Genomic DNA, 26814 nt, shown 5'->3' on the forward strand with positions numbered 1-26814 from the left:
GGGTTTCTTACCCCCATGTGTCAGCCGTGATAATTATACATAAAAATCTAGCTGCGGATTAGGATACGGCAGTGCCGCTTTCCTACAGATGCTTGTGTGCGAGAGATAATTGCACCATCAAAAATATGATACAATGATAGATATAAAATTGGATAGGAGAAATATAGTATGTTGGCAGAAACAGAAAAACGCTACTATACTCCAGAGGAATATTTAGCTTTAGACGAAGCTGCGGAATACAAAAGCGAATATCTAGATGGAGAAATATTACCGATGACTGGTGGAACAGCTAATCACAATAAAATTGCGCTGAATTTTTGCCGCATATTTCCCTTGACTGTAAGCGGGCAAAATTACGAGATTTTTATCAATGATATGCGGTTGTGGATACCGCGTTATCGTCTGTACACTTATCCAGATGTGATGGTGATTCAGGGTGAACCGGTTTATCAGGGAACTAACACCACGACTGTGACAAATCCCTTGCTAATTGTTGAGGTTTTGTCGAAATCTACTAAAGATTATGACAGAGGGGAGAAGTTTCTTTATTATCGATCGATTCCTGAACTTCGGGAATATATTTTAATTGACCAATACAAATATCATGTCGAACAATTGACTAAGACTGCTGATGATAAATGGCTATTTACTGAGTATGAGTCAGAAGATTCTGTATTAGCAATGGACTCGGTTGAGTTCCAAATTAGCTTGACGGATATTTACGATCGCATAAATTTTGAAGTCGCAGCAGAATAGACTTGTTGCACAATCGTTTTGCAGCAAGGACTTCAGCCATCGATCTGCTGAATTCGGGCGATCGCACAAACTGCACTTAATTTTTCTCCGGCTTTTCATCGGATGGCGGGGGCTGTTTTTGTTTTTGACGTTCTCTCACAGCTTGTTCTAAAAGGAATGCTGATAAGCCGCTGATTGAGCGCCGTTCTTCATCTGCCCACTCTTGGAGTAGGTCGTAAATTCCTTCTGCTATTGAGGTTGATACACGTTTAGCCATTAGAAATTCAGTATTTTTTTATTGGCGTTGCTTAATCAGGGTATGAAAAAAATAAGTTAAAAATCCCCAAGCTTTGTCGATACTGGTTTCTATGACTGGCATATTTAGCCTTTCATACCGTAGAGTATTTTAGACGATTCTGTCGAATATGCAGCATTATGCTGCTTTTGCACAGCACTATGCGCCCGATCGCGCATGAATCAGCAATAAAAAACTTCAGTCCTCAGTTTGTTTGAGAGAGCGATCGATCGCCCAAACTCAACTTAACTCTTCTCCTGCTTCTCATCCGATGGCGGGGGCTGTTGTTTCATTTCCTTTTGACGTTCTCTAGCAGCTTGTTCTAAAACGAAGGCTGCTAAGCTGCTGATTGAACGGCGTTCTTGACTTGCCCACTCTTCAAGGATGTCATAGATTCCATCGGCTAAATAGGTCGCTAAGCGTTTGGTCATAAGATATTCACTATTTTTTAGTTTAAACCGATCGCAATTGTGCTGTATCTAGACCACTTTGTCGAATATAGCTCATTTAAAGCATTTATATGTGCTATATCCATGCTATAATCTCAACAAGTCAAAAGCCAGCGTCATCCCTAGGAAAGTTCGTCGCTGGCTTATGGCCCCTAATAAACAAGGAGGCAATCTCTATGGTACGACCTGAAAGCGACGAGAGTGAATATACTCGCGGCTATCAACAAGCTTTGGATGACTTTAGCGTGACGCAACTGCTGTCGCGCATCCGCAGCTACTAGGATGAGGATTTCGAGGCCGATCGCGCGTGTATGACTCAGCCAGAGCTCGAAAGCTGTGCGGTGTTTCTGATTCTGCGCGTCGGGGCGAATCTGAACGGAAGCGCGTAGGCGCAAGCCGGGGCGTAGCCATCGCCCGCTACCTCAACACTCTCAGAAAAGCCGATTCTCCGATTGTGGGTGGCGATCGCAATTATTGGGCGATCGTCCGAATTTTACCGAATGCTCAGCATTACACAATTGCGCGTTTTGTCAACCGCCAAGATGCGGACGATCGGCGGAGGGCTTTGTGTCGGTTTATTCCGGGGGGTGTGTTTGAAGTTGTGATGTGCGATCGGGCTTAATCAATAAATACAGTTGAAGAGCGATCGGCTATCATAATACCTAGATACTGTAAAAAACGATGGCTGCCAAAGACCGATTTCATGATGCTGTTAAACAAGCTCTCTTGAAGGAGCAGTGGGTAATTACGGCAGATCCGCTGATCCTCAAGATAGATAAGGTGAAGTTTGAGATTGATTTAGCAGCAGAAAAAGTCTTTGCCGCTGAAAAAGCTGGACAAAAGATTGCAGTTGAAATCAAAAGTTTTTTGAATCCATCAGCGGTGACAGACTTTCATTCAGCGTTGGGACAGTTTTTGAACTACCGCTTAGGATTGCAAATGAACGAACCAGATAGAACTCTGTATCTGGCAATTCCTCTCGATATATTTGAATCCTTTTTTCAAGAAAGATTCACTCAGGAAGCCGTCAGACAGTATCAAGTGAAGTTAATCGTCTACGAACCAGTTCAGGAGGTAATCATTGAATGGAAAGAATAGAGGAGTACCGCCAATTTATCCGCCAGTTGCTAACCACTCATGCCACAGTCGATCCAAATTCAGAATTGGATGTTGAATGTCAGTTGGTGTTCGATACAGAACAAGATCATTACCAAATTTTAGACGTTGGCTGGGAGGGATACAAGCGGATTTATAACTGTTTCATTCACTTAGATATCAAGGATGGTAAAATCTGGATTCAACGCAATATGACAGAAGCCGATTTAGGACAAGAATTAGTTGAGATGGGAGTACCCAAAGAGGATATTATTTTAGGGTTGCATCCACCGTACAAGCGTCCATATACTGGCTATGGAGTTGCTTAGAAAATGCGTAAGGTTCCCCAGAAAAACCTGTTGAAATCGCAATACGGTTTACTTAATGCTTTTTTGTCATTGCGAACGTCCACGCGCGGCAATCGCAGCGTCTATTTTTCACCTCGTTTTTCCAACGGACTGTCTTAATCAATGTCTGACACACTCTAAAAGTTAATTTAACTGTCTAACCATTAGCATCGAGACTATTTTGGCATCCAATCAACCAGCCCCGACTTTATTTAGACGGTTTAGAAGGTTCGGGACTTATAATTAACAATTGATCGCCGGATTGACTTTGTTGAATTGCCATCACTGGCGGGCGTGCTTTAGGGTCTTTTTGCTGTTCTGTTGTTAAAGCCGGAAACAGATAAATCCAGTTTCCTCTCTCCAAAAGCAACCGCCAAACTCTAGGTTCTTTGGGATTATTGATATCAGTATAATCTCTTTTGCTCAAATCTGCAAATAGACCTGCATCGCCGATCGCCTTAAATCCTTTGGGGGCTAATCGGAGTGTTGGATCGTCGAGTTTTCTGCCTAAAGCAATGTTGTCTTGCTTAGCGATTAAAGCAACGGCGGGTAAAGATGAATTTTCCCCCGCATCGCCTCGGGCATCGGCAATACCTTGGTAGCGAGCAGACCAAAACAACATTACTAATACCAAACTAACGATAATAATTTCGTTAACCAGCGATCGTACCAATTTAATCGAGTTAAATCGATTGATATTAAATTGCTGCCAAGACATCAGTGGGTGATAAAACCACGAAATTCTTGTTACACGAGCCGACGAAGAAAACCTTATAATTGTCCAATTGACTATAGCAGAAATTTTTCTATTTACAATATCAAATACCCACAAAGTGTGGTAAATTGCTAGAGCTGTTAGCAGAAGTGCGAGTAAACTTTTGAGTATCGTCCAGGGGTCAGCTAAAAAAACCTGAATCGGTACTATGAAAAACGATTCTACTGGTAAATCAAGGGTCATTACCTCTAGCTGAAAGTAGTAAAAATAAGACCAGCGATAAATCCAGCCTGTGAAAAACAAAGCTGTACCAAGCAAGCCAACAATACTGGCAAAGTTACCTAAAATATTCGGTTCTGGATTCGGGGTAGTCGGTTGGGGATTCGGGGTAGTCGGTTGGGGATTCGGGGTAGTCGGTTGGGGATTCGGTGGAGGAGCCGGTTGGGGAGTCGGTGGAGGAGTCGGTGGAGGAGTCGGTTGGGGAGTCGGTTGGGGAAAAGCGGTCACAGAATCACCTTCAAAAAATGTACTGAATCACCTTCTAGAGAGGTGAAATACAATTTTATAACGGTAGCGGAGTTAACGCTTACCATTGAAGGGGGTTTAGGGAGATTATGAAACGCAACACACTTTCATTTCTAGTTGTAGGATTTTTTACAGTAACAGCGGGTATGGCAGCACAAGTCAATGCCGCCAGCCAACCACAGAATTTGCTATCCATACAAGCACAAGCTAACGTTAGCCAGGCCGTACCAGTAACTTTACGGACGCAAGCGCAAATTGTGATGAAAGGAGGTGAAAAAAGAGATGGTCGAGTTGTAAAAATTGATCAGAAAGGGCAAAAATTATGGATACAGGCATCCGGGGAACAGCGATCTCTCCCCTTGAACCAAATTGAGAAAATCATGTTTCCCCAAAGTACGCCCCCGCCTAGGAGTAATCGGGGGCCTCGTTATCGGCATGGGATTTTGCCTCAAGCCAAAGCCATATGGAATGGCATTCCCATGAGTGCTTTTGAGATGAAAGATGCTATTAAAGGTCAAGCTGTGGTGAAATTGAGTTCGCCTGTCGTTGATCGGGCGCAATTGCAGTACATACGAAAAAACAAGCGATTTTTCGTTGATGAAATGCGATTTAATGTGCAGAAAAAGACGATCGAAATTGTAGCGACTCCTTATTGAGTCCGTCGGGGGTCAGAAACCGGGTTTTTTACGAAAATATTTCGTTGTAGCCCGCAGATTCGATAAAAACCCGGTTTCTTTCGGTAGGAGTGCGTCCAGTTTTAGCTTGAGCTTCGCGAAACCCAACTTGTTCGATTTAGAGAGTTGGGTTTCGCGAAGCTCAAAATTTGGGCATGGATGAAAATACATTGCTGTTTGCTGATAGCCAATTCAATATTCGCGATGCCGCCTTATTGGGATTGCAAAACACCAGACTGATCACTTTAAGTGCTTGTGAAACCGCCATACAAGCGAATTCCAACGGTGAAGAAATATCGGGAATGGCCTATATATTTGAGCGTGCGGGCGCACAGGCTGTGATGGCGAGTTTGTGGAGTGTTGATGATGCAGCTACTAAAGATTTGATGGTTCAGTTTTATCAAAATATTAATAAGGGGATGAGTAAAAATGAAGCTTTGCAGCAAGCTAAGTTGAGTCAGATTAGTCGCCATCCGTTTTATTGGTCGCCGTTTATTTTAATTGGCGATCCGCGGTAGTTGAAATTCGGCGGTGGTTGAAATTCGGTTGAAACCGGGCGGTTGAATACCCGGCGGTTGGAAACCGCGTCTACACAAACAAAACCCGCCTTCGCGGGTTGAAGAGTAGACAGTTAAAATTAGTACACAGTTAAAATTACACAATCTTCAGTCCGCGGAGGCGGACATCGTTTGTGTAGATGCGGTTTCAACCGCCGTCTGCATCTATAAAATTTTCTATTTGGCATCCAAAAAATGCGATCGCACAACGAATCGCCCAAACCGGCCCAACTAAATTTATACGCGCAAGACGGCAAATACAACACAACGTATACGGTTTGCCACAATGCCCGAATCGATCGCACGCCCTACATTAGGAAGAGTAAAGAAAAGCAGTCCAAAGCTGTAGCAGTACAAGCCTCACCGATGCAACCGTCCCCCAACAGGTTCGGTAAATACACCTTCATCGCAAGGTCTAACCGCCCGCAGTATAGAGATAAGCACCCTATCGAAGACTGTTGTATTAAAGCAGAGCTGACTACCCGTAAACCGCGAAGTAGAATCGCAGTTCTGAATAACCAGACTATCACACAGATAGAAAACCAAAATTTTGTAGAGATTGGAGCCGGAACACCCCTATGGGAAAAGTAGTTGGAATTGACTTAGGTACGACAAACTCCTGCGTCGCAGTTATGGAAGGCGGCAAACCCACCGTCATAGCCAACGCCGAAGGGGGTCGCACCACACCTTCCGTAGTAGCATATGCTAAAAATGGCGATCAACTCGTCGGACAAATCGCCAAGCGTCAAGCCGTGATGAACGCCGAAAACACCTTTTACTCAGTAAAACGGTTTATCGGGCGTCGGGTTGACGAAGTAACCCACGAAACCACAGAAGTTTCCTACAAAGTCCTGAAAGTCGGCAACAGCCTCAAACTCGACTGTCCTGCCCGCGGCAAGCAATTTGCTCCCGAAGAAATTTCCGCGCAAGTGTTGCGTAAACTCGTAGAAGATGCCAGCAAATACCTCGGCGAAACTGTTACCCAAGCGGTAATTACAGTACCCGCTTACTTCAACGATTCCCAGCGCCAAGCTACTAAAGACGCGGGAAAAATTGCCGGTATTGAAGTTCTGCGGATTATTAACGAACCTACAGCAGCCGCTTTAGCCTACGGATTAGATAAAAAGAGCAACGAAACCATCCTCGTATTTGACTTGGGCGGCGGTACTTTCGACGTATCAATTCTCGAAGTCGGCGACGGCGTATTTGAAGTGCTAGCAACTTCTGGAGACACTCACCTCGGTGGTGACGACTTCGACAAAAAAATTGTTGATTTCATCGCCGGAGAATTCCAAAGAGCCGAAGGAATTGACCTCCGCAAAGATAAACAAGCACTGCAACGCCTGACGGAAGCAGCCGAAAAAGCCAAGATTGAACTTTCGAGCGTTACCCAAGCAGAAATCAACTTGCCGTTTATTACCGCAACTCAAGACGGCCCAAAACACTTGGACACCACCTTGACGCGGGCCAAGTTTGAAGAACTTTGTTCAGATTTGATCGATCGCTCTCGCATTCCCGTAGAAAACGCAATCCGCGACGCCAAACTCGACAAATCAGCAATTAATGAAGTTGTCTTAGTTGGCGGTTCTACACGCATTCCAGCCGTGCAAGAACTCGTCAAAAAAATCCTCGGAAAAGACCCCAACCAAACGGTAAACCCGGATGAAGTGGTCGCAGTCGGTGCCGCAATTCAAGCTGGCGTGCTCGCAGGCGAAGTCAAAGACATCCTGTTGCTCGACGTTACCCCGCTGTCTCTGGGCGTCGAAACCTTGGGCGGCGTGATGACCAAAATCATTCCCCGCAACACCACAATTCCTACCAAGAAGTCGGAAACTTTCTCGACTGCTGTAGACGGCCAAACAAACGTGGAAATTCACGTTTTGCAAGGCGAACGGGAAATGGCAAACGATAACAAAGATTTGGGAACTTTCCGTTTAGATGGAGTTCCCCCAGCTCCCCGTGGCGTACCTCAAATTGAAGTTACATTTGATATCGATGCTAACGGTATTTTGAATGTAGCTGCTAAGGATAAAGGTACTGGTAAGGAACAATCTATCAGCATTACCGGTGCTTCTACTTTGCCTAGCAATGAAGTCGATCGCATGGTTCGGGAAGCCGAATCGAATGCGGCTGCTGACAAAGAACGTCGCGAACGGATCGATCGCAAAAACCAAGCCGATTCTCAAGCCTACCAAATCGAGAAGCAGTTGGCAGAATTGGGCGATAAAGTTCCTGCTGATGACAAAACCAAGATTGAAGGCTTGCTAAAAGACTTGCGGGCTGCGATCGAAAGTGAAGATGACGATCGTATCAAAACCTTAACAACAGAGTTGCAGCAAGCATTCTACGCAGTCAGCAGCAACCTTTACCAGCAAGCAGGCGGCCCCACTGACGGCCCTGGTGGCCCTGGAGACGGCGGCCCGACTGGCGGCGGCGACGACGTGATTGACGCCGACTTCACCGAAGGCAACAAATAGTAGGCTAAACTAACAGCCAGCAGCTAGAAGCAAGAAACCCGGTTTTGAATAGAGACCGGGTTTCTCTGTATGATAAAAGTTAACACCTTCATGATTCGGCGATTGAAATCGCTTCTACAAAAACGAAGTCCGCCTCCGCGGACTAAGAAATAAAGTCAGGAGTAATCTAAATGTCTCGTCCTCCTATACAAAATTCATCCGCAAACACTCCCAACAAATCTCAGGCTGCATCCTTGCGCCGACTCCGCCGCATCAGTCATTTACTAGACAATGCAATTCCGATTCCCGGCACAAAATACCGCATCGGACTCGATCCAATATTAGGATTGATACCGGGTGGCGGCGATTTAGTTGGTTCAATTTTTGCAGGTTATGTAGTTTTCAAATCCGCTCAAATGGGAGTGCCGCAAGAGACTTTAGTAAAGATGGCCGCTAACATCGTATTTGATACAGTTGCTGGCACTGTACCAGTTGCCGGAGACTTGTTAGATGTTGCTTGGAAAGCTAATATCAAAAATATCGAATTGCTGGATGCTCATTTAGGTTCGCCTGAACCGGCTGGAAAAAAAGCTGATTGGTTGTTTGTGGTGGCTTTGCTGTTGGGTTTGACGTTGATTGTTGGTAGTGTAATTTTCTTGAGCGTGATGTTTTTTGGGTGGGTGTTTAAAGCTTTGACTGGCGGTTGATGTTGAGTTTTGGGGTAGGGAAACAGCATTGCTGTGTCCTTTTTAGGACTTCGCACGGGGTTCAGAAACCGAGTTTTTTCCGAGCATACTCATTGCAGTCCCAGATATGGTCAAAAACCCGGTTTCTTCGTAGCAGCGCGTTAGTTATGTCTGAATTTCTGAATAATTTTAGGGTAAAAGTAAGAGACTTGCGATCGCGGGCAACAATTTACTGCAAGCTTCCACCAACGTCGCCGCACTCGGTAAACCAGCAAGAATACCTTTCAGCATTGTCATGGCTGTTTCCCCCGCCTCTTGCATTGTGCTTTCTTGGGGATTTTTCCCTACTTCTGCCAAGGATTTTACCTGTTTCAAGGCCACAGCTTTATTCTTATCAGATAAATTAGTATCAGCCTCGATCGCTGTTTGTAACTCAGTCAACAATTCTTTGATTCCCGGCTTGTCACTTTGAGGAGAGGCTGGTAGCTGGCCGATCGTGTTGGTAACTATACCGCTGATCTCGCCTATGTTCAATGTTGACCCAGTAACGTCTCCCCCAACATTGATATTTTTGCTGCTACTGTCAGTCATAGATTTACTCTTTGATGTAGATTTTACTTCATTATTATTATAGATTATTAATTCTTTTTGTGCTAAAGCCATATTAAGTTTTCTTAAATATAAGATTTGTTCGCTATAGTCTTGGATTTTACTGTTTTTAATAGCGATTTCTTGGCAACAGCCTTGAATTTCCTTGTCTTTAACAGCGATTTCTAATTTATGTCTTTGCATTAATTCTCTAATTTTTGCTTCACACTTTTGTTTCAGCCGAGCCAGTTCTTCCTCATTTGACATAAACTAAAAAGGAATTTATTCTGGCTTATTGTCTGGGCTGGAATTAATCACGATCGGATTTTTAGCTAACTTGATAGTCATTTCTCTCAAAAAAGCTATTTCCTCACGATACCTCTCTATTTGAGCATCTTTTGCTTGAAGTTCGGCTTGAGATATTTCTTCTACTTCTTCTGTAGACTCTAGCTGTTCGTTGTTTGCGTTGGTAACTGTACCTTCAATATTACCTATATTTAACGTTGACCCGATCGCATCTCCAGCCAGATTGAGGTTACTGCTTTGATTTCCAGTGGAGTTACTCTCTGCTATAGCTTTCACTTCTATGGTAACAGGTTTAGCAGCCAGTTGGATAACGACTCCTTCAAGAAAAGTTATCTGCTTGTCTCGATCTTCCAATCTTGCCGCCATTAGTTCATAATTTTGTGTGAAATTTTTATGAATATGCTCCTTATTAGCATCAGGTGGTACGCTAACTTTGACAACAATGACTCCATCGCCTTTATTTTCAATACTCTGGATAGTCAGTTCCGTGCCTTCGTTTTCCACTTGCAATTGTTTGAATGCAGCAACAAAAGCTTTCCAGTCAATTCCGTTACGAAAAATTAGATTAACTGTATTTAAAACCTCCTCAAACAGTTTGGTAAATTCTACTGGTGCAAATTCGCCACTGCTGGGGCAACGTTCGCGATCGTCAGTTCCCGGTTTGGGATATTCTAGAAGATAAACAAACCGACAGTCAACGCGATCGAGCTTTGTATTACCGTCAATGTTCCAAGCTTCCAAACAAGCACCTGTAAAACTAGCTGCTGTAAAATTTGTTGCCAAGGCTTGAGTTTCAGTGAGGTTTGCCCATTCCAAATTAGCTTGATGCAAAGTTGCTTCGCTGAGGTTAGCCTGCTTGAGATTAGCCTCGTTGAGATTAACGCCTATCAAGTTTGCGCCTTGAAGATTCGCACCAACATAGGATTTTTTGTAGCCATTGCCAGTGACGAGTAATTCTCGGACGCGGGTATCAGCTAATATCGATTTACCGACTCGCGCGCGATCGAGTTTTTCTGTATTTCGGAAGCAAGTGCGAGTGAGATTAGCTGTTCTAAAATCTGTACTTTTGAGAGTTGCTTCAGTGAAATTGGCATCAGTTAAATCGGCATTACGAAAAGTAGTACCTTTCACAGTTGCATACTCAATTGCTATACTTTTTAGCCACGAAAATCTGTTATCATCAGCTAAAGCTCGCTTGCTAATATAAGCTGATATAAAAGTAACAGCGTAAATGCCAACCACAGCCCCAACGAGACTAATAGCTCTTGCTGTTGCAAACGCCTTAACAAAAGCTACAAGTATTACTGCGATCAAACTTCCAAATAAAGTCGCGATCACACCTAAAGCAAAAGTATCAGATACAACTCCAGCAAAAGTTAAAGCCAAAGCCAAAGAAAACTCTACAGCAAAAACCAAAGTTAATAATAAACCCAGACTTACAGGTCCAGCTACTTCTAATGATAAGCCAAAGGAAAACGTTAAAATTACAACAAAAACAAAAGCTATAACTAGGAAAAATTCAAAAGCAGACTTGAATCCGTGGGGGATAATCATCATCAAGAAAATAACAGTAGCTATTGAAAAGATTATCCCTGGGTAACTCAGAAATTTTTGATAGTTTTCGGACAAAAAAGCTCCTACAAAAGCACCGCCTATTGCCCCGACACATCCCGCTGCTGCTGCGATAAGTAATGCGATTATTAGCAGTGGAATTTGCCATCGCTGTTGCAGTCCAGCTTTGGCACCAGTGAAGTCAGCTTCTCTGAGGATGGCATTGGTGAAGTTTGCGCCTCGGATGTCTGCACCGATGAATTTTGCACCTGTGAGATTTTGACCTTTGAAATTGCGGCCTCGGAGATTTTTACCGGAGAAGTCTTGGGGCATGATTTCACGCAGGGAGATAGTAGTTATTTTTTCATTGCGATGCTGTGGCGATCGCCCTGATAAAAGTTTTATTGAATTGGATAAAAATCTAGCACAAGGCAGGGATAGTTACAACCACTGACTTAGATACGTTTATTCATACCTGATGTAAGTTCCTAAAAATTCCAGTTGATTCATCATTTCCTCAGCAGACTTGCTACGAATCAAATTCAACAACCCGCGCAACTGTTCGCCTACAGAGTAACTTTGTCGCGGTGCAACAATAATTCCTGCATGACTCCCACCTACTTCGATAAAGTTCCCGTGCAACCGACAGAAATCTCGACTATTAAAAGTATAAATGACTCGACCTTGCTCTGTTGCCCATATCAGTTGTTCTTCATCTATACGCCCTAAATTATTGGCATCTGAGACAGTCACCACATCAACCCCATTCTCTCGCAGGGCTTGCACGAATGCTTTTCTAAGCGTATCCTCATCCAAATACAAACGAATCTGGCTCATTAAAGATTCCCCGCCCTGTGTTCAGCTTCCAAAAGCTGATATTCAGCTAATTCCGCAGCTAAATCTGCCTCAATTTCATTACGGTTAGCATGATAGTAAGATAGGGCCGCATAAACCTGTGCTAAATCTAAATAGGGAATCTCTTCGAGTATTTCTTCTACACTCATTCCTTGTTTATTCCAAACGGCAATTTGAGCAATAGAAATTCTGGTTCCCGCAATTCGGGGCCGCCCTCCACAAGTTTCAGGCGTACTGACAACCAGCGTGCCAATGTCGATCGCAGTTGTTGACATAGTTACCTCTTAAGCAAAACTCAAACAAGCCAAAATATCCTGTTGCGTGAGATAGGGAAAATCATCTAGGATTTCTTCATAACTCATCCCAGATGCAAGATATTCCAACACGTCATAAACCGTAATTCTCATGCCCCGAATACAGGGTTTGCCACCACGCTTCCCCGGTTCGATCGTAATGATCTTAGCGATGTCTTGTTCTGACATGGCACTTTTCCTTTACCTTATTTTCTCAATTCTAGCTTAACAAAGGGATAAAGCGCTCCTAACGTTTGGTAGTTTCCAGCATTTTATTAGTTCCTTTAGTTTCCTAATTCACTTTAACTCAATCCCCCCACAGCCAGCACTCGCATCAAGTCCCATCAGGGCCGTACCCGGAGTCTTTTTGAGTATCTTTTCGCCGATCGCCCCCCGCCATGCAATAATGAGATAACTTGCACAAAAACTCTATCAGTAGTGCCAGCCTTGCCGCCTTACTACTACAGATAGCGTCTTCAATCTCAATTCGTGCAAATTCCCAATTAAACCGGCTGTCGCTCTACACAAATTTCTCCTAATGGCTGAAGTCCCCCAATCTCCCACAGAACTCGCCGAAGCCCTCAGAGGCTTGACAGATATCAATTTCCAATTACCAGATCCCGAAGACGAACAAATACCAGACTTCGATTTTGAATCGCAGGTTGACAACGCCTGGAAAGTGTGCGATCGTTTCGACTTACAAACCGACATCTGGCGCGGACAAATTCTCCGCACAGTCAGAGATAGAGAAAAAAAAGGCGGCGACGGACGCGGTACCGGCTTCTTGAATTGGCTAAAAGAAAGAGAAATCAGCAAAAGTCAAGCCTATTCTTTAATCGAATTAGCTAAAAGTGCCGATACTCTCATCGAACAAGGAGATTTAGACCCAGAATCCATTAGAAACTTCAGCAAAAGAGCCTTTGTCGAAACTGCCAAAGCATCTCCAGAAGTACAGCAAATGGTAACAGATGCTGCCGGAAAGGGCGATCGCATTACCCGCCGCGAAGTCAAACAACTATCCGACGAATGGATGGCAATGAACTCCGATTTATTGCCAGAAGAAGTCAAAGAAAAAGCATCTAGCGGTTCTCTTCCTTCCCGCTATCTGGCTCCTTTAGTCAAAGAAATGGAGAAACTCTCCCCATCTCACCAAAGCGAAATTCAAAAAGAAGTAGCAGAAAATCCCGACGTAGATACTGTCAAACAGCTAACTTCCGACGCCAAGAATTTATCGAAATATCTCGATGCGGCCGCCCAAGTGCAAGCTCTCAACCAGTCTCACTTAGACATGGAAATGGCTTTGGAAGAATCTTTGCGAGTCGGCTGTTTGGGAACTACCGCCGATGTTGTCAAACAAGCCGCCTTGCTAGAACAAACTGTAGTCAAACTCTACACTGTTTGGAAGCGTTTAGGAAGTTTGGCAGATAGATTGTACGTGGATACAGGAGCAAGCACACCAAATTTGCGCTTACTTTTGGGATGCTTGGACAGTCTTTCCGGAGAAAAGATTGAAGTGGATTTTGGAGACGGAGAGCGCTCTATTCGCTTGCAAATTATCAGCGAATAGCTCAACCTTGACCTGGGTTCGTAGTGAGGACTTTAGTCCTCAGAAATGCGGACTAAAGTCCTCACTACGAACCAAATCTGCGTCAATCCCTGTTTATCTGCGGTGAAAATTTCTGATTTTGTTCCAAAGATAGCGGGGATTCAAATAACGCCGATATTTAGTAACTACTTCTTTCCCCAAAATTACCACGCTCAGCCAAAAACACACTTCGGCTAGCACAGCTAAAACAACATCTATTTGCGTTTTTTCGGCGATGCTCAGTGGTAGGAATGGTACAACAAACAAGATTCCCAGCCAGGGCAAAAAAGATGCAATAAATAAAAACCAACCCAGCTTTTGCAAATTCTGCATAGATTTCATTTATTGGATAATTATAGATCGGGCCGCGGTTAAAACCGCGCATACACAAAGGAAGTCCGAGCGAGGGTGTAAAGAAAATAACGTAATTTTAATTGCTCACTCTTCAACCCACGGAGGTGGGTTTTGTTTGTATAGACGCGGTTTCAACCGCCCGGTCTTCTTCGGCCCACCAACTCAATTCTTAATTCCCGTTGCCGCAATCCCGCGAATAAACTGCCGCTGGCCCGCCAAAAACAGCAACACCACCGGCACAGTCCCAATTACCACCGCCGCCATCAACAACTGCCAACTGCTAGTAAACTGTTCCTGAAACTGGGTTAAAACCAACTGCACAGTCCGCAACTCTGGTCGCGTTGTAAACACCAGCGGCTTAAACAAATCGTTCCACTCGCCGATAAAGGTAAACAAAAACAGTGTCACCAAAGCAGGGCGCGCCAAAGGCAGCATCACCTGCCACAACACCTGCCAGCGGTTAGCCCCATCCAGCATTGCCGCCTCCTCCAACTCCACCGGAATTGTCAGAAAATACTGGCGCAGCAGAAAAATTCCGAAACCGTTAACCGCCGTCGGCAAAATCAGCGCCCCGTAAGTATTCAGCAAATGACCCCACTTCAAAACCATGAATATTGGAATCACCAAAAGCTGAAACGGAATCACTAGCGTCGCCAAAACCACCAAAACTAGGGCCTGTCGCCCGCGAAACTTCAGCCTGGCCAAAGCATAACCCGCTAAAGCAGAAGTCACTACCTGAAAAGCAGTAACTGCGATCGCCACTAGAGTAGAATTAGCAAATGCCAACAAAAAATTCCCCCGTCGCCAAGCCTCCTGATAGTTTGCAAAAGTCAGGTCTGTCGCCTTGACACCGACACCAGATGGTGATAAAGAAACCCAAAAAACAGCAGCCAGCGGCAGCAGCACCAGCGCAGCCCCCGCCAGCAACAAAATAAAACTCAGCAGTTCCAGCGCTTGAGACCTGTCAAAGGATTTACCCATAAACTTGTGAATTAACCTAAAATAATAAGCTTGTGAGGCTCTCAAACCCGATCGCCTTCCAGATTCCCACACAACCGTAAATTTTTAGTCAAAAATAGGTAAAGTGTAGTGCACGTGACCCCAAAATTCAAAGGGGTTTCCAAACATCCTACAAGGTTATATAAGGAGACGACATATCTATGCCCCAGCTTGAGGCCAGCCCAACAATTGACTTTCAAACCGAAACTTACAAAGATGCTTACAGCCGCATCAACGCCATTGTGATTGAAGGCGAACAAGAAGCTCATGACAATTACCTGCAACTGGCAGAAATGTTGGCTGACAAAAAAAGTGAGTTAATTGGCTTGTCCAAGATGGAGAACCGCCACATGAAAGGCTTCCAAGCTTGTGGCAAGAATCTCAAAGTCACGCCTGACATGGTATTTGCCAAGGAGTTCTTTTCGGATTTGCACAGCAACTTCCAAACGGCATCCGCCGAAGGTAAGGTTGTAACTTGCTTGCTGATTCAATCACTCATTATCGAGTGTTTTGCGATCGCAGCCTACAACATCTACATTCCCGTCGCCGATGACTTTGCCCGCAAAATCACCGAAGGCGTCGTCAAAGAAGAATACAGCCACCTCAACTTTGGGGAAGTCTGGCTGCAAGCTCACTTTGAAGAATCCAAAGCTGAACTCGAAGCCGCCAACCGCCAAAACCTGCCCATCATCTGGAGGCTGCTAAACGCTGTCGCAGACGATGCTAGCGTTTTGGGAATGGAAAAAGATGCTTTAATTGAAGACTTCATGATTGCCTACGGCGAAGCCCTGGGTAACATAGGGTTTAACAACCGCGACATCATGCGGATGTCAGCACAAGGCCTCGCAGCCTAATCAATTTGGAAATAAGGAATGGGATAAAAATTAAAAATTAAAACCTTTTAATTTTCCCTTCTTCCTTCTGCATTACAAGGTCTTGTACCCCAATCAAGTTGGAAATAAAGAACGGGAACTAAATTAAAAAAAATTAATTTTCCCTTCTGACTTCTGACAACTGATAACTGATAACTGACAACTAACAACTGTCAACTGTCAACTGTCAACTGACATCTTTCTTCTTCCTTCATTTGACAACTTAATGTTTGGTCTAATCGGTCACTTAACCAGCTTAGAACACGCCCAATCAGTAGCTAACGAGCTGGGCTATCCAGAATATGCCGATCAAGGGCTCGATTTTTGGTGCAGCGCACCGCCCCAGATAGTCGATCATATCACTGTCACTAGCATTACCGGGCAAAAAATAGAAGGCCGCTATGTGGAGTCGTGTTTTCTACCAGAAATGCTAGCCACTCGCCGGATCAAAGCAGCCACTCGCAAAATCATTAACGCGATGGCACACGCTCAAAAAAACGGGATTAATATCACTGCTTTAGGCGGCTTTTCTTCGATCATTTTTGAAACCTTCAACTTGCAGCAAATTAAGCAAATCCGCAATCTAAAGTTGGAGTTTGAACGCTTCACCACTGGTAACACCCACACGGCTTACATCCTCTGCCGCCAAGTAGAAGAAGCAGCCCCCAAATTGGGGATTGAACTTTCAAAAGCTACTGTGGCGGTTTGTGGTGCTACTGGAGATATTGGCAGTGCTGTCTGCCGCTGGCTGAATGTTAAAACTAATGTAGCAGAATTGTTGCTCATTGCCCGCGACAAAGAACGATTGCAAGATTTGCAATCGGAATTGGGACGAGGCAAAATCATGGATTTGGAAGAAGCTCTCCCCCAAGCGGATATTGTAGTCTGGGTAGCCAGTATGCCAAAGGGAGTAGAAATTGACCCGAAGACATTGAAGCAACCCTGTTTGTTGATTGACGGTGGTTATCCGAAAAATCTGGCAACTCAGGTTCAGCATCCCGAAATTTACGTACTCAATGGCGGGATTGTGGAGCATTCCCTCGATATTGAGTGGAAGATTATGAAGATTGTGAATATGGATGTGCCGGGCCGGCAGTTATTTGCCTGTTTTGCCGAATCCATGCTGCTGGAATTTGAAAAGTTGTACACCAATTTTTCTTGGGGACGGAATCAAATTACGGTAGAAAAGATGGAGCAAATCGGAGAAATTTCCGTCAAGCACGGTTTCCGACCTTTGATGTCATTTTGATGTGATTGATTAAGGGTTATTGGTTATTGAGGAAATTTTTTCTGATAATAACCAGTAACTTTTTTTTTGAGGGAGTTAAGAGTTGAGATTGTGTTCGATCGCACGACTCGAAGAAAAGTTTTTGGCAGTCAGGACAAAGAGTGCGGATCGGTCAAAAATATACAGCTAACGGTTATTTAACCAGACATGATATAGTGGTCTATCGCTCAACTTATTCAAGAGATTGAGCTGAGATCAAATTGTCCCCGCAGTTTTTGATGGTCATGACTTCGATGATTTTTTTGCCCATTGTCTCGGAGATGTCGAGAGCTTGGGAAAGTTCAACTAAGAAATCTTTTTCCTCGGTTGTGAAAACTCCATCTACCAAGACCAAATCTGTGGCAATTGCAAAAGCTGTTTCTCGAAGCTGAGCATTCAATGCGTTTTTAGCTGCGGCAAATACTTCGGCCGGAGTGTACAGACTGCTCAATTTCAGAACTTTCTTAAATAGTTCTTGGAAGTGTTCGCCAGAATAAGAGCCGAACAAGCGAATGTGATTGGCGGCAAGGGTTTGTCTTTCGGCTTCGGATATTTCACCGTCGGCGGCAACAGCTAAGACTGAAATAGCTGTCAAAGCTTCCGACGGACTGAGTTCGATCGCACTTGTATCGCTTTTTGCGCTTTGGAACAATTCAGCAGGGTTAGGTCTTTTGTGGCTGTGGGCAGGCATAGGGGGGGTGGTTCAGTTGACAGTTGACAGTTGACAGTTGACAGTTAACAGCTACCTGGAAGCAAGAGGATTGGATTAATGAATAGTCTGATTTTAATTTCTCCCTACAAGGGTTTCGGCTTTAAACCAATTCTTTCTGGTAAAACTCTGGGATTAAGCAAAAATAGTGTAACAAAAAACGAGGCTCAAGCCTCAGGTTTTCAACTCTGGCTACGAAGAAAAACATAATTCAAAATTCAAAACTTCCCAAGAACCCTCTTTTTCAGTGTCAACTGACAAGGTAGGATCGGGAAACAGTCGATCGACTTTCACCTTAAAAACCCTATAGAAATTATCAGCGTGGCAAACCCCGACCGCAAACCATTACTCCTAGATTTTGAAAAGCCTCTGGCCGAACTCGAAACCCGAATTCACCAGATTCGCGAACTCGCCGCAGAAAACAGCGTCGATGTCACCGACGAAATTCGCAAACTCGAAGCTCGTTCCGCCCAACTGCGACAAGAAATTTTCAGCAGCTTGTCCCCTATGCAGCGGCTGCAACTCGCCCGTCACCCGCGCCGCCCCAGCACCCTCGACTACATTCAGGCAATTAGCGACGAGTGGATCGAGCTCCACGGCGATCGGCGCGGGGGAGACGACCCCGCCCTCGTCGGCGGAATTGCCCGCATAGACGGGCGCCCTACAGTCATCATCGGCCATCAAAAAGGACGCGACACCAAAGACAATATCGCCCGCAACTTCGGGATGGCAGCTCCCGGCGGCTACCGCAAAGCCCTGCGGTTGATGGAACACGCCGATCGCTTCGGTATGCCAATTTTCACCTTTATCGATACTCCGGGGGCTTGGGCTGGCTTAGAAGCCGAACAGCTCGGACAGGGAGAGGCGATCGCCTGCAACCTCCGAGAAATGTTTCGCCTCGACGTTCCAATTATTTGCACTGTCATCGGCGAAGGCGGTTCCGGCGGCGCATTAGGTATCGGCGTCGGCGAGCGGCTGTTAATGTTAGAACATTCCGTGTATACCGTAGCCACCCCCGAAGCTTGTGCGGCCATCCTCTGGAAAGACTCCGGTAAAGCCAACTTAGCCGCCGAAGCCCTCAAAATTACTTCCTGGGATTTGAAAAACCTCGGCGTTCTCGATCAGATAGTACCCGAACCCGTTGGTGGCGCGCACTCCAATCCCCTGAAAGCTGCGGCTATGCTCAAAGGAGCTTTGTTGGAAAACTTAGCAGAACTGACACAGCTCACCGGCCAGCAGCGACGCGATCTCCGGTATCAAAAATTCCGCGACATCGGTGTGTTCACTGAAAAGGTTGCTTGAGCCGACGAATTCATAGTTATTAGTTATGAGTTAAAAATCTCTTAACTTCAAACTCATAACTCACAACTCACCATTCTGCGAATCTGTCAGCAGTGTTATAATTTTTCAGATGACATCGGCTTAACAGTTCTTAATGTTAATTTCATAATTAACTGTGTTCACCCGTGGCAAACAGCTTTCTAATTTGCCGAAGAAGGCTGTAACGCTTGAGAGAGTTGCCGAGCGAAAGTATCAGGAAATTTAATGAACGATCGAACAACAAAGCAGGCTCTGATTACCGGAGCCAGCAGCGGTATTGGCAAAGCAACTGCTCTAGGGTTCGCTGCCGTTGGCATAAATCTGGCCTTAGTTAGCCGAGAGTCAGAAAACCTAGAAGCCGTTGCCACAGCAGCCCGAGAATTCGGAGTGAAAGCAGAAGCTTATCCCTTAGACTTGGCAAAAATTGAGCAAGTGCAAAGCGGCATCAGCGAGATCGCAGCTCAATTCGGCCCCGTAGATATCCTGGTCAACAGCGCTGGCATGGGCTACACCGGCTCATTGACCGAAACGCCCCTAGCCGACTGGCAGAACGTTCTAGACCTGAATCTTACTAGCGTTTGGCAGTGTATTTTAGGAATTTTGCCGGGAATGCGCGATCGGCGATCGGGAATCATCATCAACGTTTCCTCGATCGCAGGCACCCAAACCTTCCCCAACTGGGGAGCCTACTGCGTCAGCAAATTCGGTCTCATGGCTTTATCCAAGACATTAGCCGCAGAAGAACGGGCTGGCGGAATTCGCGTCACAGCCATCTGTCCGGGTTCTGTCAACACTCCCATGTGGGACACAGAGAGCGTCCAAGCCGATTTCGATCGCAGCGCGATGTTAACTCCAGAAATCGTCGCCCAATCAATCCTGCACGCAGTTCAGTTACCGGCAAGTGCAGTAATTGAAGAAATCACGCTCATGTCCAACGCCGGAGTTTTGTGAACTTGAGATTGTAGAAAGCTGGATTTTTATCGAATTCAACAATCTTTAAATCTCTCGTTCTATCCCTCAATCGAAAATCGAAAATCGATAGGTATATGCCGAATCGAAAATCGAAAATCGAAAATAGATTCATCCTCACACCAACTTTTTATGACAATTGCATCGAATAACGGTACGAACGGCTCAAACTCAATCTCAACTGACACCATGAAACAGCCCGCAACCGCCGATAACAACTTGCCCCGCATCGCCACTCGACCCGATCGCAATTCCTCCCACGGTCAAGAATCCAACGTTCCGGTAACCTCAGAAATAGGTCAGGAAGAAATGATGGAAGCCGTTCGGACGATGCTGCTGGGAATAGGAGAAGATCCCGAACGCGAAGGATTGCTCAAAACCCCGAAGCGGGTAGCAGAAGCAATGCGGTTTCTCACCAGCGGTTACAGTCAATCCCTCGAAGAACTCCTCAACGGCGCTATCTTTGACGAAGGTCACAACGAAATGGTACTGGTGCGAGATATCAGCGCCTTCAGTATGTGCGAACACCATATGCTGCCATTTATGGGTCGAGTTCACGTCGCTTACATTCCCAACCAAAAAGTAGTGGGACTGAGCAAACTAGCGAGAATTGTCGAAATGTACAGCCGACGATTGCAGGTACAAGAACGTTTGACGCGCCAAATTGCCGAAGCAGTTCAGACAATATTGGAACCACAGGGAGTGGCTGTAGTAATGGAAGCCAGCCATATGTGCATGACGATGCGGGGCGTGCAAAAACCCGGTGCTTGGACAGTGACGAGTGCGATGTTGGGCGTGTTTCAGGAGGAACAAAAAACTCGCGAAGAATTCCTGAATTTGATCCGCCACCAACCGGCATTCTTTTAGACAGTTGACAGTTGACAGTTGACAGTTGACAGTTGACAGTTGTCGGTTGACAGTTGACAGTTGTCGGTTGACAGTTGTCAGTTGTCGGTTGACAGTTGACAGTTGTCGGTTGACAGTTGTCAGTTGTCGGTTGACAGTTGATGACTGCTTACTGCTGACTAATGATGACTTTTAAGCAGCCCCAAAACCGGTACCGTGCCAGGTACACTCGTTAAAAGGAGCTCCCCAAATTTTAGAGTCTTGTTCAAGCTGCCAGATTCAAGGCTGCAAGAAAATCTAAAATCTAAAATCTAAAATCTAAAATAGACTGACGATCGCCAAATAAGCTCATAAAATAGACGAGTGACTTATGGCTTGTGACTAAACGATGAATCCTATTAAATTCGGTACAGATGGCTGGCGCGGCATCATTGCTGACGATTTTACCTTCGATCGCGTAGCGTTGGTAGCTCCCCTAGCAGCACAAGTTCTCGCACAAACCGGCGGCAATAATGCCAGTAGCGGCACTGTAATTGTCGGTTACGATCGCCGATTTCTGGCTGAAGATTTTGCCCTCGCAGCAGCTAAGGCAGTCCAAAACGCCGGATTTGACGTGCTCCTCAGCGAATCCTACGCCCCAACTCCGGCTTTTAGTTTAGCTGCCAAACAATTAAATGCTTTAGGTGCGATCGTCCTGACAGCCAGCCACAATCCCGGTGCATATTTAGGATTAAAAGTCAAGGGCGGATTTGGCGGTTCAGTTTCGCCCGAAGTTACGCAACAGATAGAAGCAAAACTCGAAAATCCGGCGGCACTTTCAGCAACTCCCGGAAAATTGGAAAGTTTCAATCCTTGGCCGGCTTACTGCAAAACCTTGCGGGAAATGGTGGATATTGAAGCGATTAAGGGGGCGATCGCATCCGGGAAAATCACAGTATTTGTAGATGTAATGCACGGCGCAGCGGCGGGCGGATTAGCTCAAATATTAGAAGAAACAGTGCAGGAAGTCAACAGCGATCGCGATCCGCTGTTTGGTGGCGGTGCACCGGAACCTTTGCCGCGCTACCTGTCGCAGTTGTTCCGCGTCATGCGGACTCACCAGCGAAAAGCATCTGGTTTGTCGATCGGATTTGTATTTGACGGAGATAGCGATCGGATTGCAGCCGTTGACTCTAGCGGAAACTTCCTCAGTTCGCAAATCCTAGTTCCTATATTAATCGAACACTTAGCCAAACGGCGCGGCTTCACCGGAGAAGTCATCAAAACCGTCAGCGGTTCCGACATCATGCCAAAAATTGCCGAACTTTATGGCTTACCATTGTTTGAAACGCCGATCGGTTACAAGTATATAGCCGATCGAATGTTAACCACCCAAGTCCTAGTCGGCGGCGAAGAATCCGGCGGAATCGGCTACGGTACCCACATACCCGAAAGAGACGCGTTGCTATCGGCGCTGTACTTGCTAGAAGCCGTTGTCAAATCCGGGGAAGATTTGAGCGACATCTATCGCCGACTGCAAACAGAAACTAATTTTACTTCAGCTTACGATCGCATTGACTTGCATCTAGCAAGCATGGCAGAAAGAGCGCGTTTGCTGTCGCTGCTGCAAAATCAACCTCTCACAGAAATAGCGGGGAAAGCAGTTGTAGATTGCAACAAAGTTGACGGATATAAATTCCGTTTGGCTGACGGAAGTTGGCTGTTAATTCGGTTTAGCGGTACTGAACCAGTGTTGCGGTTGTATTCGGAAGCTGCGACCTTGAAAGAGGTGATGCAAAACTTGAATTGGGCGAAGAGTTGGGCACAGAATTGAGAAGAGTTTGCCACCGCAGATAAACGCAGATAAACGCGGATGAATTAATATGAAACCTCTCTTTCTCTGTGTTCTCTGCGGCCTCTGTGGTTCAAAAAAATCTTTCTTATTCATAAATCAAAAGTATTGCAGGATGTGCCGCCATTAAAAATCTCTAAATTAGACAAACAATCTTAAAGCAGCGCACCTGACAAAGCTTGATACACAATAATTGTTCGTGCTTGTTTATTCAACAATTGTGTAAGGTGCGTCGCCACTCGAACAGTTGATTTTTATGCAGAGATTTTTAAGAGATCCACACCCTACGGAAGAATGTTGTAAGAGTTTTTAATAATTGGTATAAAAGCAAATGGCATACAGCGATTTCAGCCTTGCGAGAGTCAAAAAAGATTTTGGATTAACTTTAGATGAAACGCGCAATTTATTTGCAGACACAGAACCTGTTACACCATCAGAAATATTAACAACACTTCTCATCGATTATGTGCCACTCGCAACTTTCATATCAACTCAAAAAGCTCGATCGGAATTTTTAATTGCTCCGATTTTGGCAGAAGTTAGGCGAATGTTAAACAAACGAGTTTCTCTTTTCTCAGGTAAAGATTTTATAGTCGATCCAGAAAGAGGTTTGCAAGGGTTTTGCGATTATATCATGAGCGGTTCTCCAGAACAATTATTCATCAGCGCTCCGGTTGTAACAATTTTTGAGGCAAAAAAAGAAGATATTATGGGCGGGTTGGGTCAATGTGTTGCAGCAATGGTGGCGGCTCAATCTTTTAATCAAAATCAAGACACTGAGATCGATCGCATTTACGGCGCGGTGACAACGGGTACTAACTGGAAATTCTTGATTTTGGAGGAAACTACTGTTTATATCGATCAGATCGAATATTATATTCAAGACGTTGATAAGATTTTGGGAATTTTGTTGCAGCCGTTTCACCAATCTTTTGTTAAGATAGATCCGTAATTTTTAACAGAAATAATGACAAATAATAAATTGCTAGTTGTGGCTACGGGCAATCCTGGCAAAGTTAAGGAAATGCAGGTTTATCTTCAGGATTTGGGATGGGAGTTGCAACTGAAGCCGGCAGAGTTGGAAATAGAAGAAACTGGCGAGACTTTTATCGCTAATGCTTGTTTGAAAGCTTCGGAAATTGCCAAAGCGATCGGTGAATGGTCGATCGCCGATGATTCTGGTTTAATGGTAGATGCACTCGACGGTCAACCTGGGATTTACTCGGCGCGCTACGGAAAAACCGATGCTGACAGGATATCTCGGCTTCTCAAAGAATTGGGAACCGAACAGAACCGGGGTGCACAATTTGTGTGTGCGATCGCGATCGCCCGTCCCGACGGTACAATTGCCCTGCAAGTAGAAGGAATTTGTCGCGGCGAAATCCTGCACTCTCCTCGCGGTACGGGAGGTTTCGGGTATGACCCAATTTTTTACGTACCCGCACAGCAACAGAGTTTTGCCGAAATGACACCCGAAATTAAGCGATCGCACTCCCATCGCGGTCAAGCATTCCAGGCTTTATTACCACAAATGAAGTCATTAGTCAAGTAATTTCGGAGGGAAAAAGGAAGAAGGAAGAAGTCAGTTGTTATGGGTTATTAGTTATTGGTTATTTGTGATTGATTACCAATGCCCAATGCCCAATGCCCAATGCCCAATGCCCAATGCCCCATTCCCAATTCCCCATTCCCAATTCCCCAGTATTCTAGATTGCCTCCAGGTTCTTTTCTCCCGTCCGAATGCGGATAATTTGTTCTACGGTGGAGATGAAAATCTTGCCGTCGCCAATCTCGCCCGTGCGGGAAGCAGCGATAATTTTATCAACCACCATGTCAACCTGATCGTTTTCGACAACAATCTCGACCTTGAGCTTTTGCAAGAACTCAACAGTGTACTCAGAACCGCGATAGCGTTCTGTCATGCCCTTCTGACGGCCAAAACCTCTAACTTCAGAAACAGTCATCCCCACAATCCCAGCATTGACGAGTGCGATTTTCACTTCGTCAAGTTTAAACGGGCGAATAATAGCTTCAACCTTTTTCAAGTTTCTCACTCCTAACATTACTACGTTCGTTATATTACTTAATCGGCGTGACATCTTTTAAGATCACTGCCAACAGCAACTATTTTGTCAAATATATTACCTTATGTTGTACTCCCGATGAAATAATGCAGGTCAACATTTAACAACATTCCCTGATTTTCCGGCGGTGGTGGCCGTGTGGAGCCGATCGCGCTAGAGTGAAAAAGACCCAAGCCGTCCGTCGCCGATCTGCTAAAACAGAAAAAGAACACAGGAGACAGGATTTTTCGCCGGTTTCCGCTTTGCACAAGTCAGATTTGCACGTATTGCTGAAAACTATAATTGCCAGAAGCGGTCAGTTAAACTATTCCTATGCACCCAGCTAGCCCTCCCCCTGACCGCAGCGGGCTTGATGCCCTACTGAGAAATCGCCCCTTCCTCACCTTGTGGACTGGCCAGTTGTTGGCCCAAGTGGCGGATAAAATCTTTTACGTATTGCTGATTATTCTGCTGAAAACAGGCGATTACCGACCCTGGCCCGTTTCTTGGCAGCATTCGGAAAATTCGATGCTGTCAGCGGTGATGATCGCCTACACGCTACCGGCGATCGTCTTTGGTTCGGCGGCCGGTATCGTGGTAGACCGCTTTTCCAAAAAGCAAATGCTGATCGGCTGCAACGCGATCCGAGCGGTGTTGATTGGATCTTTGCCGTTTTTGCCCAAAACTTTTGTGGTGTTGTTGGTACTCACGTTTTTAGTGTCTACCGTAACGCAATTTTTTGCTCCCGCAGAGGCGGCGGCAATCCCGCTGGCTGTGGGGCGAGAGGGACTGATGTCGGCAAATGCTCTGTTCGCCTCGTCCACAATGGGCGGGATAATTGTCGGAATGACGATCGGCGAACCGATATTTACTTGGCTCAAACACAGCTACGGGCCAGCTTCTCAAGAGTTTTTTCTGGGCGGGTTGTACCTGATTTCAGCAGGTTTGCTCTACTTGATGCACATTAAAGAAAATCGCGGCGGTAGCAGTGGCAAAAATGTTCATCCTTGGCAAGACTTTAAAGAAGGTTTGCGGTATTTGAAGCACAATCGCCTGATTAGCAACGCGATGGTGCAGTTGACGATTTTGTATTCGGTGTTTGCGGCGCTGCAAGTTCTGGCGATCGCACTTTCGGGCAAAATAGGTCTCAAAGAAACTCAATTTGGGTTTTTGCTGGCTGCTGCGGGCATCGGAATGGTCTTCGGCGCGGCGTTTTTGGGCCACTGGGGCGATCGAATGCACAACAAACCTTTGCCATTAATTGGTTTCGTAATGATGGGTTTTGTGTTGGGAATGTTTGCCTTTGTCAGACAGCTTTGGCTGGGATTCGGATTGAGTGCTCTGTTCGGTTTTGGCGCTTCCTTAATTAACGGCCCGATGCAAGCTTTGATTCAAGAAAAAACTCCCGAATCTATGCGGGGAAAAGTCTTTGGCTTGGAGAACAATGCGATTAATATTGCTCTCAGCTTGCCTTTAGCACTGACCGGCCCGCTGACGGATGCTGTCAGCAAAGCCGTGGGATCGGATGACCTCGGCTTGCGGATCGTGCTGCTGAGTTTGGGCTTTTTAGTTCCAGTGATGGGCATGGCAGCTTGGTACCATACCCGCAAAGCCTTAAAGGCGTGACATACCCGACACTCATTTTGTAAACAAATAGAGTGCGGGCTTCCTCTTTCAACGGGAGAGCCTCGACGCGAGCCATCTCTAAGCTGGTCTTATCCTCCCTCCGTAGGTTTCACTCACCCGAAGGTGATCCTAACTAGCAAGATAATCACTTATCTTTTCCGGCAGACTCCCTGTGTCCCAAGGAGTAGAATTGTTGATTTTTTCACCCATCCATCAGCTCTTTTACGGCAAGAAAGGGATTTTGGG

At 45.4% G+C, this 26814-nt stretch carries 31 protein-coding genes; 19 read left to right on the plus strand and 12 right to left on the minus strand.

Translation table 11 applies throughout. The features are described from left to right. The first annotated feature begins 168 nt into the window (after positions 1-168). A complete protein-coding gene (locus tag JGK22_RS25425; RefSeq protein WP_293182098.1) occupies positions 169-756 on the plus strand; it encodes a Uma2 family endonuclease in 588 nt (195 codons plus the stop codon). Positions 757-832: 76 nt separating this feature from the next. On the opposite strand, the gene JGK22_RS25430 is transcribed toward JGK22_RS25425, so the two are convergent. Continuing rightward, positions 833-1012, minus strand: a complete 180-nt coding sequence (locus tag JGK22_RS25430; RefSeq protein WP_293182100.1) for a hypothetical protein — start codon at positions 1010-1012, stop codon at positions 833-835. A gap of 263 nt (positions 1013-1275) precedes the next feature. Further along, positions 1276-1461 (minus strand): hypothetical protein, encoded by a 186-nt coding sequence (locus JGK22_RS25435; protein ID WP_293219645.1) that lies wholly within the window; start codon positions 1459-1461, stop codon positions 1276-1278. A gap of 325 nt (positions 1462-1786) precedes the next feature. Between JGK22_RS25435 and JGK22_RS25440 the strand changes: the two genes are divergently transcribed. The 3 genes from JGK22_RS25440 to JGK22_RS25450 are packed head-to-tail and all read left to right on the plus strand — an operon-like array spanning position 1787 to position 2903. After that, positions 1787-2101, plus strand: coding sequence for a hypothetical protein (locus JGK22_RS25440; RefSeq protein WP_293219647.1), 315 nt, complete (start codon positions 1787-1789; stop codon positions 2099-2101). Between the two features lie 59 nt (positions 2102-2160). Next, positions 2161-2577: a XisH family protein gene (locus JGK22_RS25445; RefSeq protein WP_293182106.1), complete on the plus strand. Its 417-nt coding sequence runs from the start codon at positions 2161-2163 to the stop codon at positions 2575-2577. Beyond that, positions 2565-2903 carry a XisI protein gene (locus tag JGK22_RS25450; protein ID WP_293182108.1) on the plus strand — a complete coding sequence of 113 codons (339 nt, stop codon included), beginning with the start codon at positions 2565-2567 and terminating at the stop codon, positions 2901-2903. The genes JGK22_RS25445 and JGK22_RS25450 overlap by 13 nt, the downstream gene beginning before the upstream one ends. A gap of 226 nt (positions 2904-3129) precedes the next feature. Here the strand turns inward: JGK22_RS25450 and JGK22_RS25455 are convergent, their stop codons facing one another. Continuing rightward, entirely contained in the window at positions 3130-4143 is a 1014-nt protein-coding gene (locus JGK22_RS25455; protein WP_293219649.1) for a hypothetical protein, read from the minus strand. 107 nt (positions 4144-4250) lie between these two features. Here JGK22_RS25455 and JGK22_RS25460 point away from each other — a divergent pair, with 107 nt between their 5' ends. The 4 genes from JGK22_RS25460 to JGK22_RS25475 all read left to right on the plus strand — a co-directional run bounded on the left by JGK22_RS25460 (position 4251) and on the right by JGK22_RS25475 (position 8555). After that, positions 4251-4817 carry a hypothetical protein gene (locus JGK22_RS25460; RefSeq protein ID WP_293314040.1) on the plus strand — a complete coding sequence of 189 codons (567 nt, stop codon included), beginning with the start codon at positions 4251-4253 and terminating at the stop codon, positions 4815-4817. Positions 4818-4990: 173 nt separating this feature from the next. Next, positions 4991-5353 carry a CHAT domain-containing protein gene (locus JGK22_RS25465; protein WP_293276955.1) on the plus strand — a complete coding sequence of 121 codons (363 nt, stop codon included), beginning with the start codon at positions 4991-4993 and terminating at the stop codon, positions 5351-5353. Positions 5354-5970: 617 nt separating this feature from the next. After that, positions 5971-7869, plus strand: coding sequence for a molecular chaperone DnaK (dnaK, locus tag JGK22_RS25470; protein ID WP_293198439.1), 1899 nt, complete (start codon positions 5971-5973; stop codon positions 7867-7869). 170 nt (positions 7870-8039) lie between these two features. Further along, positions 8040-8555 (plus strand): DUF4112 domain-containing protein, encoded by a 516-nt coding sequence (locus JGK22_RS25475; RefSeq protein WP_293182120.1) that lies wholly within the window; start codon positions 8040-8042, stop codon positions 8553-8555. A 168-nt stretch (positions 8556-8723) separates the two neighbouring features. Here the strand turns inward: JGK22_RS25475 and JGK22_RS25480 are convergent, their stop codons facing one another. The 5 genes from JGK22_RS25480 to JGK22_RS25500 form a co-directional block, all read right to left on the minus strand. Beyond that, positions 8724-9389: a hypothetical protein gene (locus JGK22_RS25480; RefSeq protein ID WP_293193150.1), complete on the minus strand. Its 666-nt coding sequence runs from the start codon at positions 9387-9389 to the stop codon at positions 8724-8726. Between the two features lie 15 nt (positions 9390-9404). Continuing rightward, positions 9405-11312, minus strand: coding sequence for a pentapeptide repeat-containing protein (locus JGK22_RS25485; RefSeq protein WP_293314042.1), 1908 nt, complete (start codon positions 11310-11312; stop codon positions 9405-9407). 132 nt (positions 11313-11444) lie between these two features. Continuing rightward, a complete protein-coding gene (locus JGK22_RS25490) occupies positions 11445-11816 on the minus strand; it encodes a DUF5615 family PIN-like protein (RefSeq protein ID WP_293314044.1) in 372 nt (123 codons plus the stop codon). Beyond that, entirely contained in the window at positions 11816-12109 is a 294-nt protein-coding gene (locus JGK22_RS25495; protein WP_293193154.1) for a DUF433 domain-containing protein, read from the minus strand. Before JGK22_RS25495 ends, JGK22_RS25490 begins: the two co-directional genes overlap by 1 nt. Positions 12110-12118: 9 nt before the next feature. Beyond that, entirely contained in the window at positions 12119-12316 is a 198-nt protein-coding gene (locus JGK22_RS25500; RefSeq protein ID WP_293182130.1) for a DUF433 domain-containing protein, read from the minus strand. Between the two features lie 349 nt (positions 12317-12665). On the opposite strand from JGK22_RS25500, the gene JGK22_RS25505 reads away from it, so the two are divergent. Then, the gene (locus tag JGK22_RS25505; protein WP_293225213.1) at positions 12666-13694 is read left to right on the plus strand and encodes a hypothetical protein; all 1029 of its coding nucleotides are present in this window, start codon (positions 12666-12668) and stop codon (positions 13692-13694) included. Positions 13695-13787: 93 nt separating this feature from the next. On the opposite strand, the gene JGK22_RS25510 is transcribed toward JGK22_RS25505, so the two are convergent. Together JGK22_RS25510 and JGK22_RS25515 are read right to left on the minus strand one after the other, a co-directional pair. Continuing rightward, entirely contained in the window at positions 13788-14045 is a 258-nt protein-coding gene (locus JGK22_RS25510; protein WP_293225215.1) for a transporter suffix domain-containing protein, read from the minus strand. A 183-nt stretch (positions 14046-14228) separates the two neighbouring features. Beyond that, positions 14229-15047, minus strand: coding sequence for a carbohydrate ABC transporter permease (locus JGK22_RS25515; protein ID WP_293225217.1), 819 nt, complete (start codon positions 15045-15047; stop codon positions 14229-14231). A gap of 179 nt (positions 15048-15226) precedes the next feature. Here JGK22_RS25515 and JGK22_RS25520 point away from each other — a divergent pair, with 179 nt between their 5' ends. Together JGK22_RS25520 and JGK22_RS25525 are read left to right on the plus strand one after the other, a co-directional pair. After that, positions 15227-15919: an aldehyde oxygenase (deformylating) gene (locus JGK22_RS25520; RefSeq protein WP_293182134.1), complete on the plus strand. Its 693-nt coding sequence runs from the start codon at positions 15227-15229 to the stop codon at positions 15917-15919. A gap of 244 nt (positions 15920-16163) precedes the next feature. Next, complete coding sequence (locus tag JGK22_RS25525) at positions 16164-17186, plus strand: long-chain acyl-[acyl-carrier-protein] reductase (RefSeq protein WP_293132515.1); 1023 nt, start codon at positions 16164-16166, stop codon at positions 17184-17186. A gap of 211 nt (positions 17187-17397) precedes the next feature. On the opposite strand, the gene JGK22_RS25530 is transcribed toward JGK22_RS25525, so the two are convergent. Then, the gene (locus tag JGK22_RS25530) at positions 17398-17895 is read right to left on the minus strand and encodes a tellurite resistance TerB family protein (RefSeq protein WP_293182135.1); all 498 of its coding nucleotides are present in this window, start codon (positions 17893-17895) and stop codon (positions 17398-17400) included. Between the two features lie 339 nt (positions 17896-18234). Between JGK22_RS25530 and accA the strand changes: the two genes are divergently transcribed. The 6 genes from accA (at position 18235) to rdgB (ending at position 24431) form a co-directional block, all read left to right on the plus strand. Then, positions 18235-19215, plus strand: a complete 981-nt coding sequence (accA, locus tag JGK22_RS25535) for an acetyl-CoA carboxylase carboxyl transferase subunit alpha (protein WP_293182137.1) — start codon at positions 18235-18237, stop codon at positions 19213-19215. 243 nt (positions 19216-19458) lie between these two features. After that, positions 19459-20184, plus strand: coding sequence for an SDR family oxidoreductase (locus tag JGK22_RS25540; RefSeq protein WP_293219661.1), 726 nt, complete (start codon positions 19459-19461; stop codon positions 20182-20184). A gap of 150 nt (positions 20185-20334) precedes the next feature. Beyond that, on the plus strand, positions 20335-21069 hold the full coding sequence (gene folE / locus JGK22_RS25545) for a GTP cyclohydrolase I FolE (protein ID WP_293182141.1): 735 nt from the start codon (positions 20335-20337) through the stop codon (positions 21067-21069). 367 nt (positions 21070-21436) lie between these two features. After that, the gene (locus JGK22_RS25550) at positions 21437-22861 is read left to right on the plus strand and encodes a phosphoglucomutase/phosphomannomutase family protein (protein WP_293182143.1); all 1425 of its coding nucleotides are present in this window, start codon (positions 21437-21439) and stop codon (positions 22859-22861) included. Between the two features lie 349 nt (positions 22862-23210). Further along, positions 23211-23831, plus strand: coding sequence for a hypothetical protein (locus tag JGK22_RS25555; RefSeq protein WP_293207676.1), 621 nt, complete (start codon positions 23211-23213; stop codon positions 23829-23831). A gap of 15 nt (positions 23832-23846) precedes the next feature. Then, the gene (gene rdgB, locus JGK22_RS25560; RefSeq protein ID WP_293193156.1) at positions 23847-24431 is read left to right on the plus strand and encodes an RdgB/HAM1 family non-canonical purine NTP pyrophosphatase; all 585 of its coding nucleotides are present in this window, start codon (positions 23847-23849) and stop codon (positions 24429-24431) included. Positions 24432-24585: 154 nt separating this feature from the next. Here rdgB and JGK22_RS25565 read toward each other — a convergent pair whose 3' ends face one another. Continuing rightward, a complete protein-coding gene (locus JGK22_RS25565; protein ID WP_293182221.1) occupies positions 24586-24924 on the minus strand; it encodes a P-II family nitrogen regulator in 339 nt (112 codons plus the stop codon). A gap of 197 nt (positions 24925-25121) precedes the next feature. Here JGK22_RS25565 and JGK22_RS25570 point away from each other — a divergent pair, with 197 nt between their 5' ends. After that, complete coding sequence (locus JGK22_RS25570; protein WP_293182148.1) at positions 25122-25289, plus strand: hypothetical protein; 168 nt, start codon at positions 25122-25124, stop codon at positions 25287-25289. Then, complete coding sequence (locus tag JGK22_RS25575; protein WP_293182150.1) at positions 25276-26568, plus strand: MFS transporter; 1293 nt, start codon at positions 25276-25278, stop codon at positions 26566-26568. The genes JGK22_RS25570 and JGK22_RS25575 overlap by 14 nt, the downstream gene beginning before the upstream one ends. Positions 26569-26814 lie beyond the last annotated feature (246 nt).

The organism is Microcoleus sp. PH2017_08_TRC_O_A (genome assembly GCF_020738665.1).
GTDB lineage: Bacteria > Cyanobacteriota > Cyanobacteriia > Cyanobacteriales > Microcoleaceae > Microcoleus.

Coding starts and splice junctions, on each gene's coding strand:
- rdgB (WP_293193156.1), top strand. CDS start 23,847: ATGACAAATAATAAATTGCTAGTTGTGGCTACGGGCAATCCTGGCAAA.
- JGK22_RS25435 (WP_293219645.1), bottom strand. CDS start 1,461: ATGACCAAACGCTTAGCGACCTATTTAGCCGATGGAATCTATGACATC.
- JGK22_RS25480 (WP_293193150.1), bottom strand. CDS start 9,389: ATGTCAAATGAGGAAGAACTGGCTCGGCTGAAACAAAAGTGTGAAGCA.
- JGK22_RS25520 (WP_293182134.1), top strand. CDS start 15,227: ATGCCCCAGCTTGAGGCCAGCCCAACAATTGACTTTCAAACCGAAACT.
- dnaK (WP_293198439.1), top strand. CDS start 5,971: ATGGGAAAAGTAGTTGGAATTGACTTAGGTACGACAAACTCCTGCGTC.
- JGK22_RS25475 (WP_293182120.1), top strand. CDS start 8,040: ATGTCTCGTCCTCCTATACAAAATTCATCCGCAAACACTCCCAACAAA.
- JGK22_RS25460 (WP_293314040.1), top strand. CDS start 4,251: ATGAAACGCAACACACTTTCATTTCTAGTTGTAGGATTTTTTACAGTA.
- JGK22_RS25485 (WP_293314042.1), bottom strand. CDS start 11,312: ATGCCCCAAGACTTCTCCGGTAAAAATCTCCGAGGCCGCAATTTCAAA.
- JGK22_RS25500 (WP_293182130.1), bottom strand. CDS start 12,316: ATGTCAGAACAAGACATCGCTAAGATCATTACGATCGAACCGGGGAAG.
- JGK22_RS25575 (WP_293182150.1), top strand. CDS start 25,276: ATGCACCCAGCTAGCCCTCCCCCTGACCGCAGCGGGCTTGATGCCCTA.
- JGK22_RS25425 (WP_293182098.1), top strand. CDS start 169: ATGTTGGCAGAAACAGAAAAACGCTACTATACTCCAGAGGAATATTTA.
- JGK22_RS25550 (WP_293182143.1), top strand. CDS start 21,437: ATGAATCCTATTAAATTCGGTACAGATGGCTGGCGCGGCATCATTGCT.
- JGK22_RS25505 (WP_293225213.1), top strand. CDS start 12,666: ATGGCTGAAGTCCCCCAATCTCCCACAGAACTCGCCGAAGCCCTCAGA.
- JGK22_RS25465 (WP_293276955.1), top strand. CDS start 4,991: ATGGATGAAAATACATTGCTGTTTGCTGATAGCCAATTCAATATTCGC.
- JGK22_RS25515 (WP_293225217.1), bottom strand. CDS start 15,047: ATGGGTAAATCCTTTGACAGGTCTCAAGCGCTGGAACTGCTGAGTTTT.
- JGK22_RS25510 (WP_293225215.1), bottom strand. CDS start 14,045: ATGCAGAATTTGCAAAAGCTGGGTTGGTTTTTATTTATTGCATCTTTT.
- JGK22_RS25445 (WP_293182106.1), top strand. CDS start 2,161: ATGGCTGCCAAAGACCGATTTCATGATGCTGTTAAACAAGCTCTCTTG.
- JGK22_RS25525 (WP_293132515.1), top strand. CDS start 16,164: ATGTTTGGTCTAATCGGTCACTTAACCAGCTTAGAACACGCCCAATCA.
- JGK22_RS25530 (WP_293182135.1), bottom strand. CDS start 17,895: ATGCCTGCCCACAGCCACAAAAGACCTAACCCTGCTGAATTGTTCCAA.
- folE (WP_293182141.1), top strand. CDS start 20,335: ATGACAATTGCATCGAATAACGGTACGAACGGCTCAAACTCAATCTCA.
- JGK22_RS25555 (WP_293207676.1), top strand. CDS start 23,211: ATGGCATACAGCGATTTCAGCCTTGCGAGAGTCAAAAAAGATTTTGGA.
- JGK22_RS25450 (WP_293182108.1), top strand. CDS start 2,565: ATGGAAAGAATAGAGGAGTACCGCCAATTTATCCGCCAGTTGCTAACC.
- JGK22_RS25430 (WP_293182100.1), bottom strand. CDS start 1,012: ATGGCTAAACGTGTATCAACCTCAATAGCAGAAGGAATTTACGACCTA.
- JGK22_RS25490 (WP_293314044.1), bottom strand. CDS start 11,816: ATGAGCCAGATTCGTTTGTATTTGGATGAGGATACGCTTAGAAAAGCA.
- JGK22_RS25495 (WP_293193154.1), bottom strand. CDS start 12,109: ATGTCAACAACTGCGATCGACATTGGCACGCTGGTTGTCAGTACGCCT.
- JGK22_RS25540 (WP_293219661.1), top strand. CDS start 19,459: ATGAACGATCGAACAACAAAGCAGGCTCTGATTACCGGAGCCAGCAGC.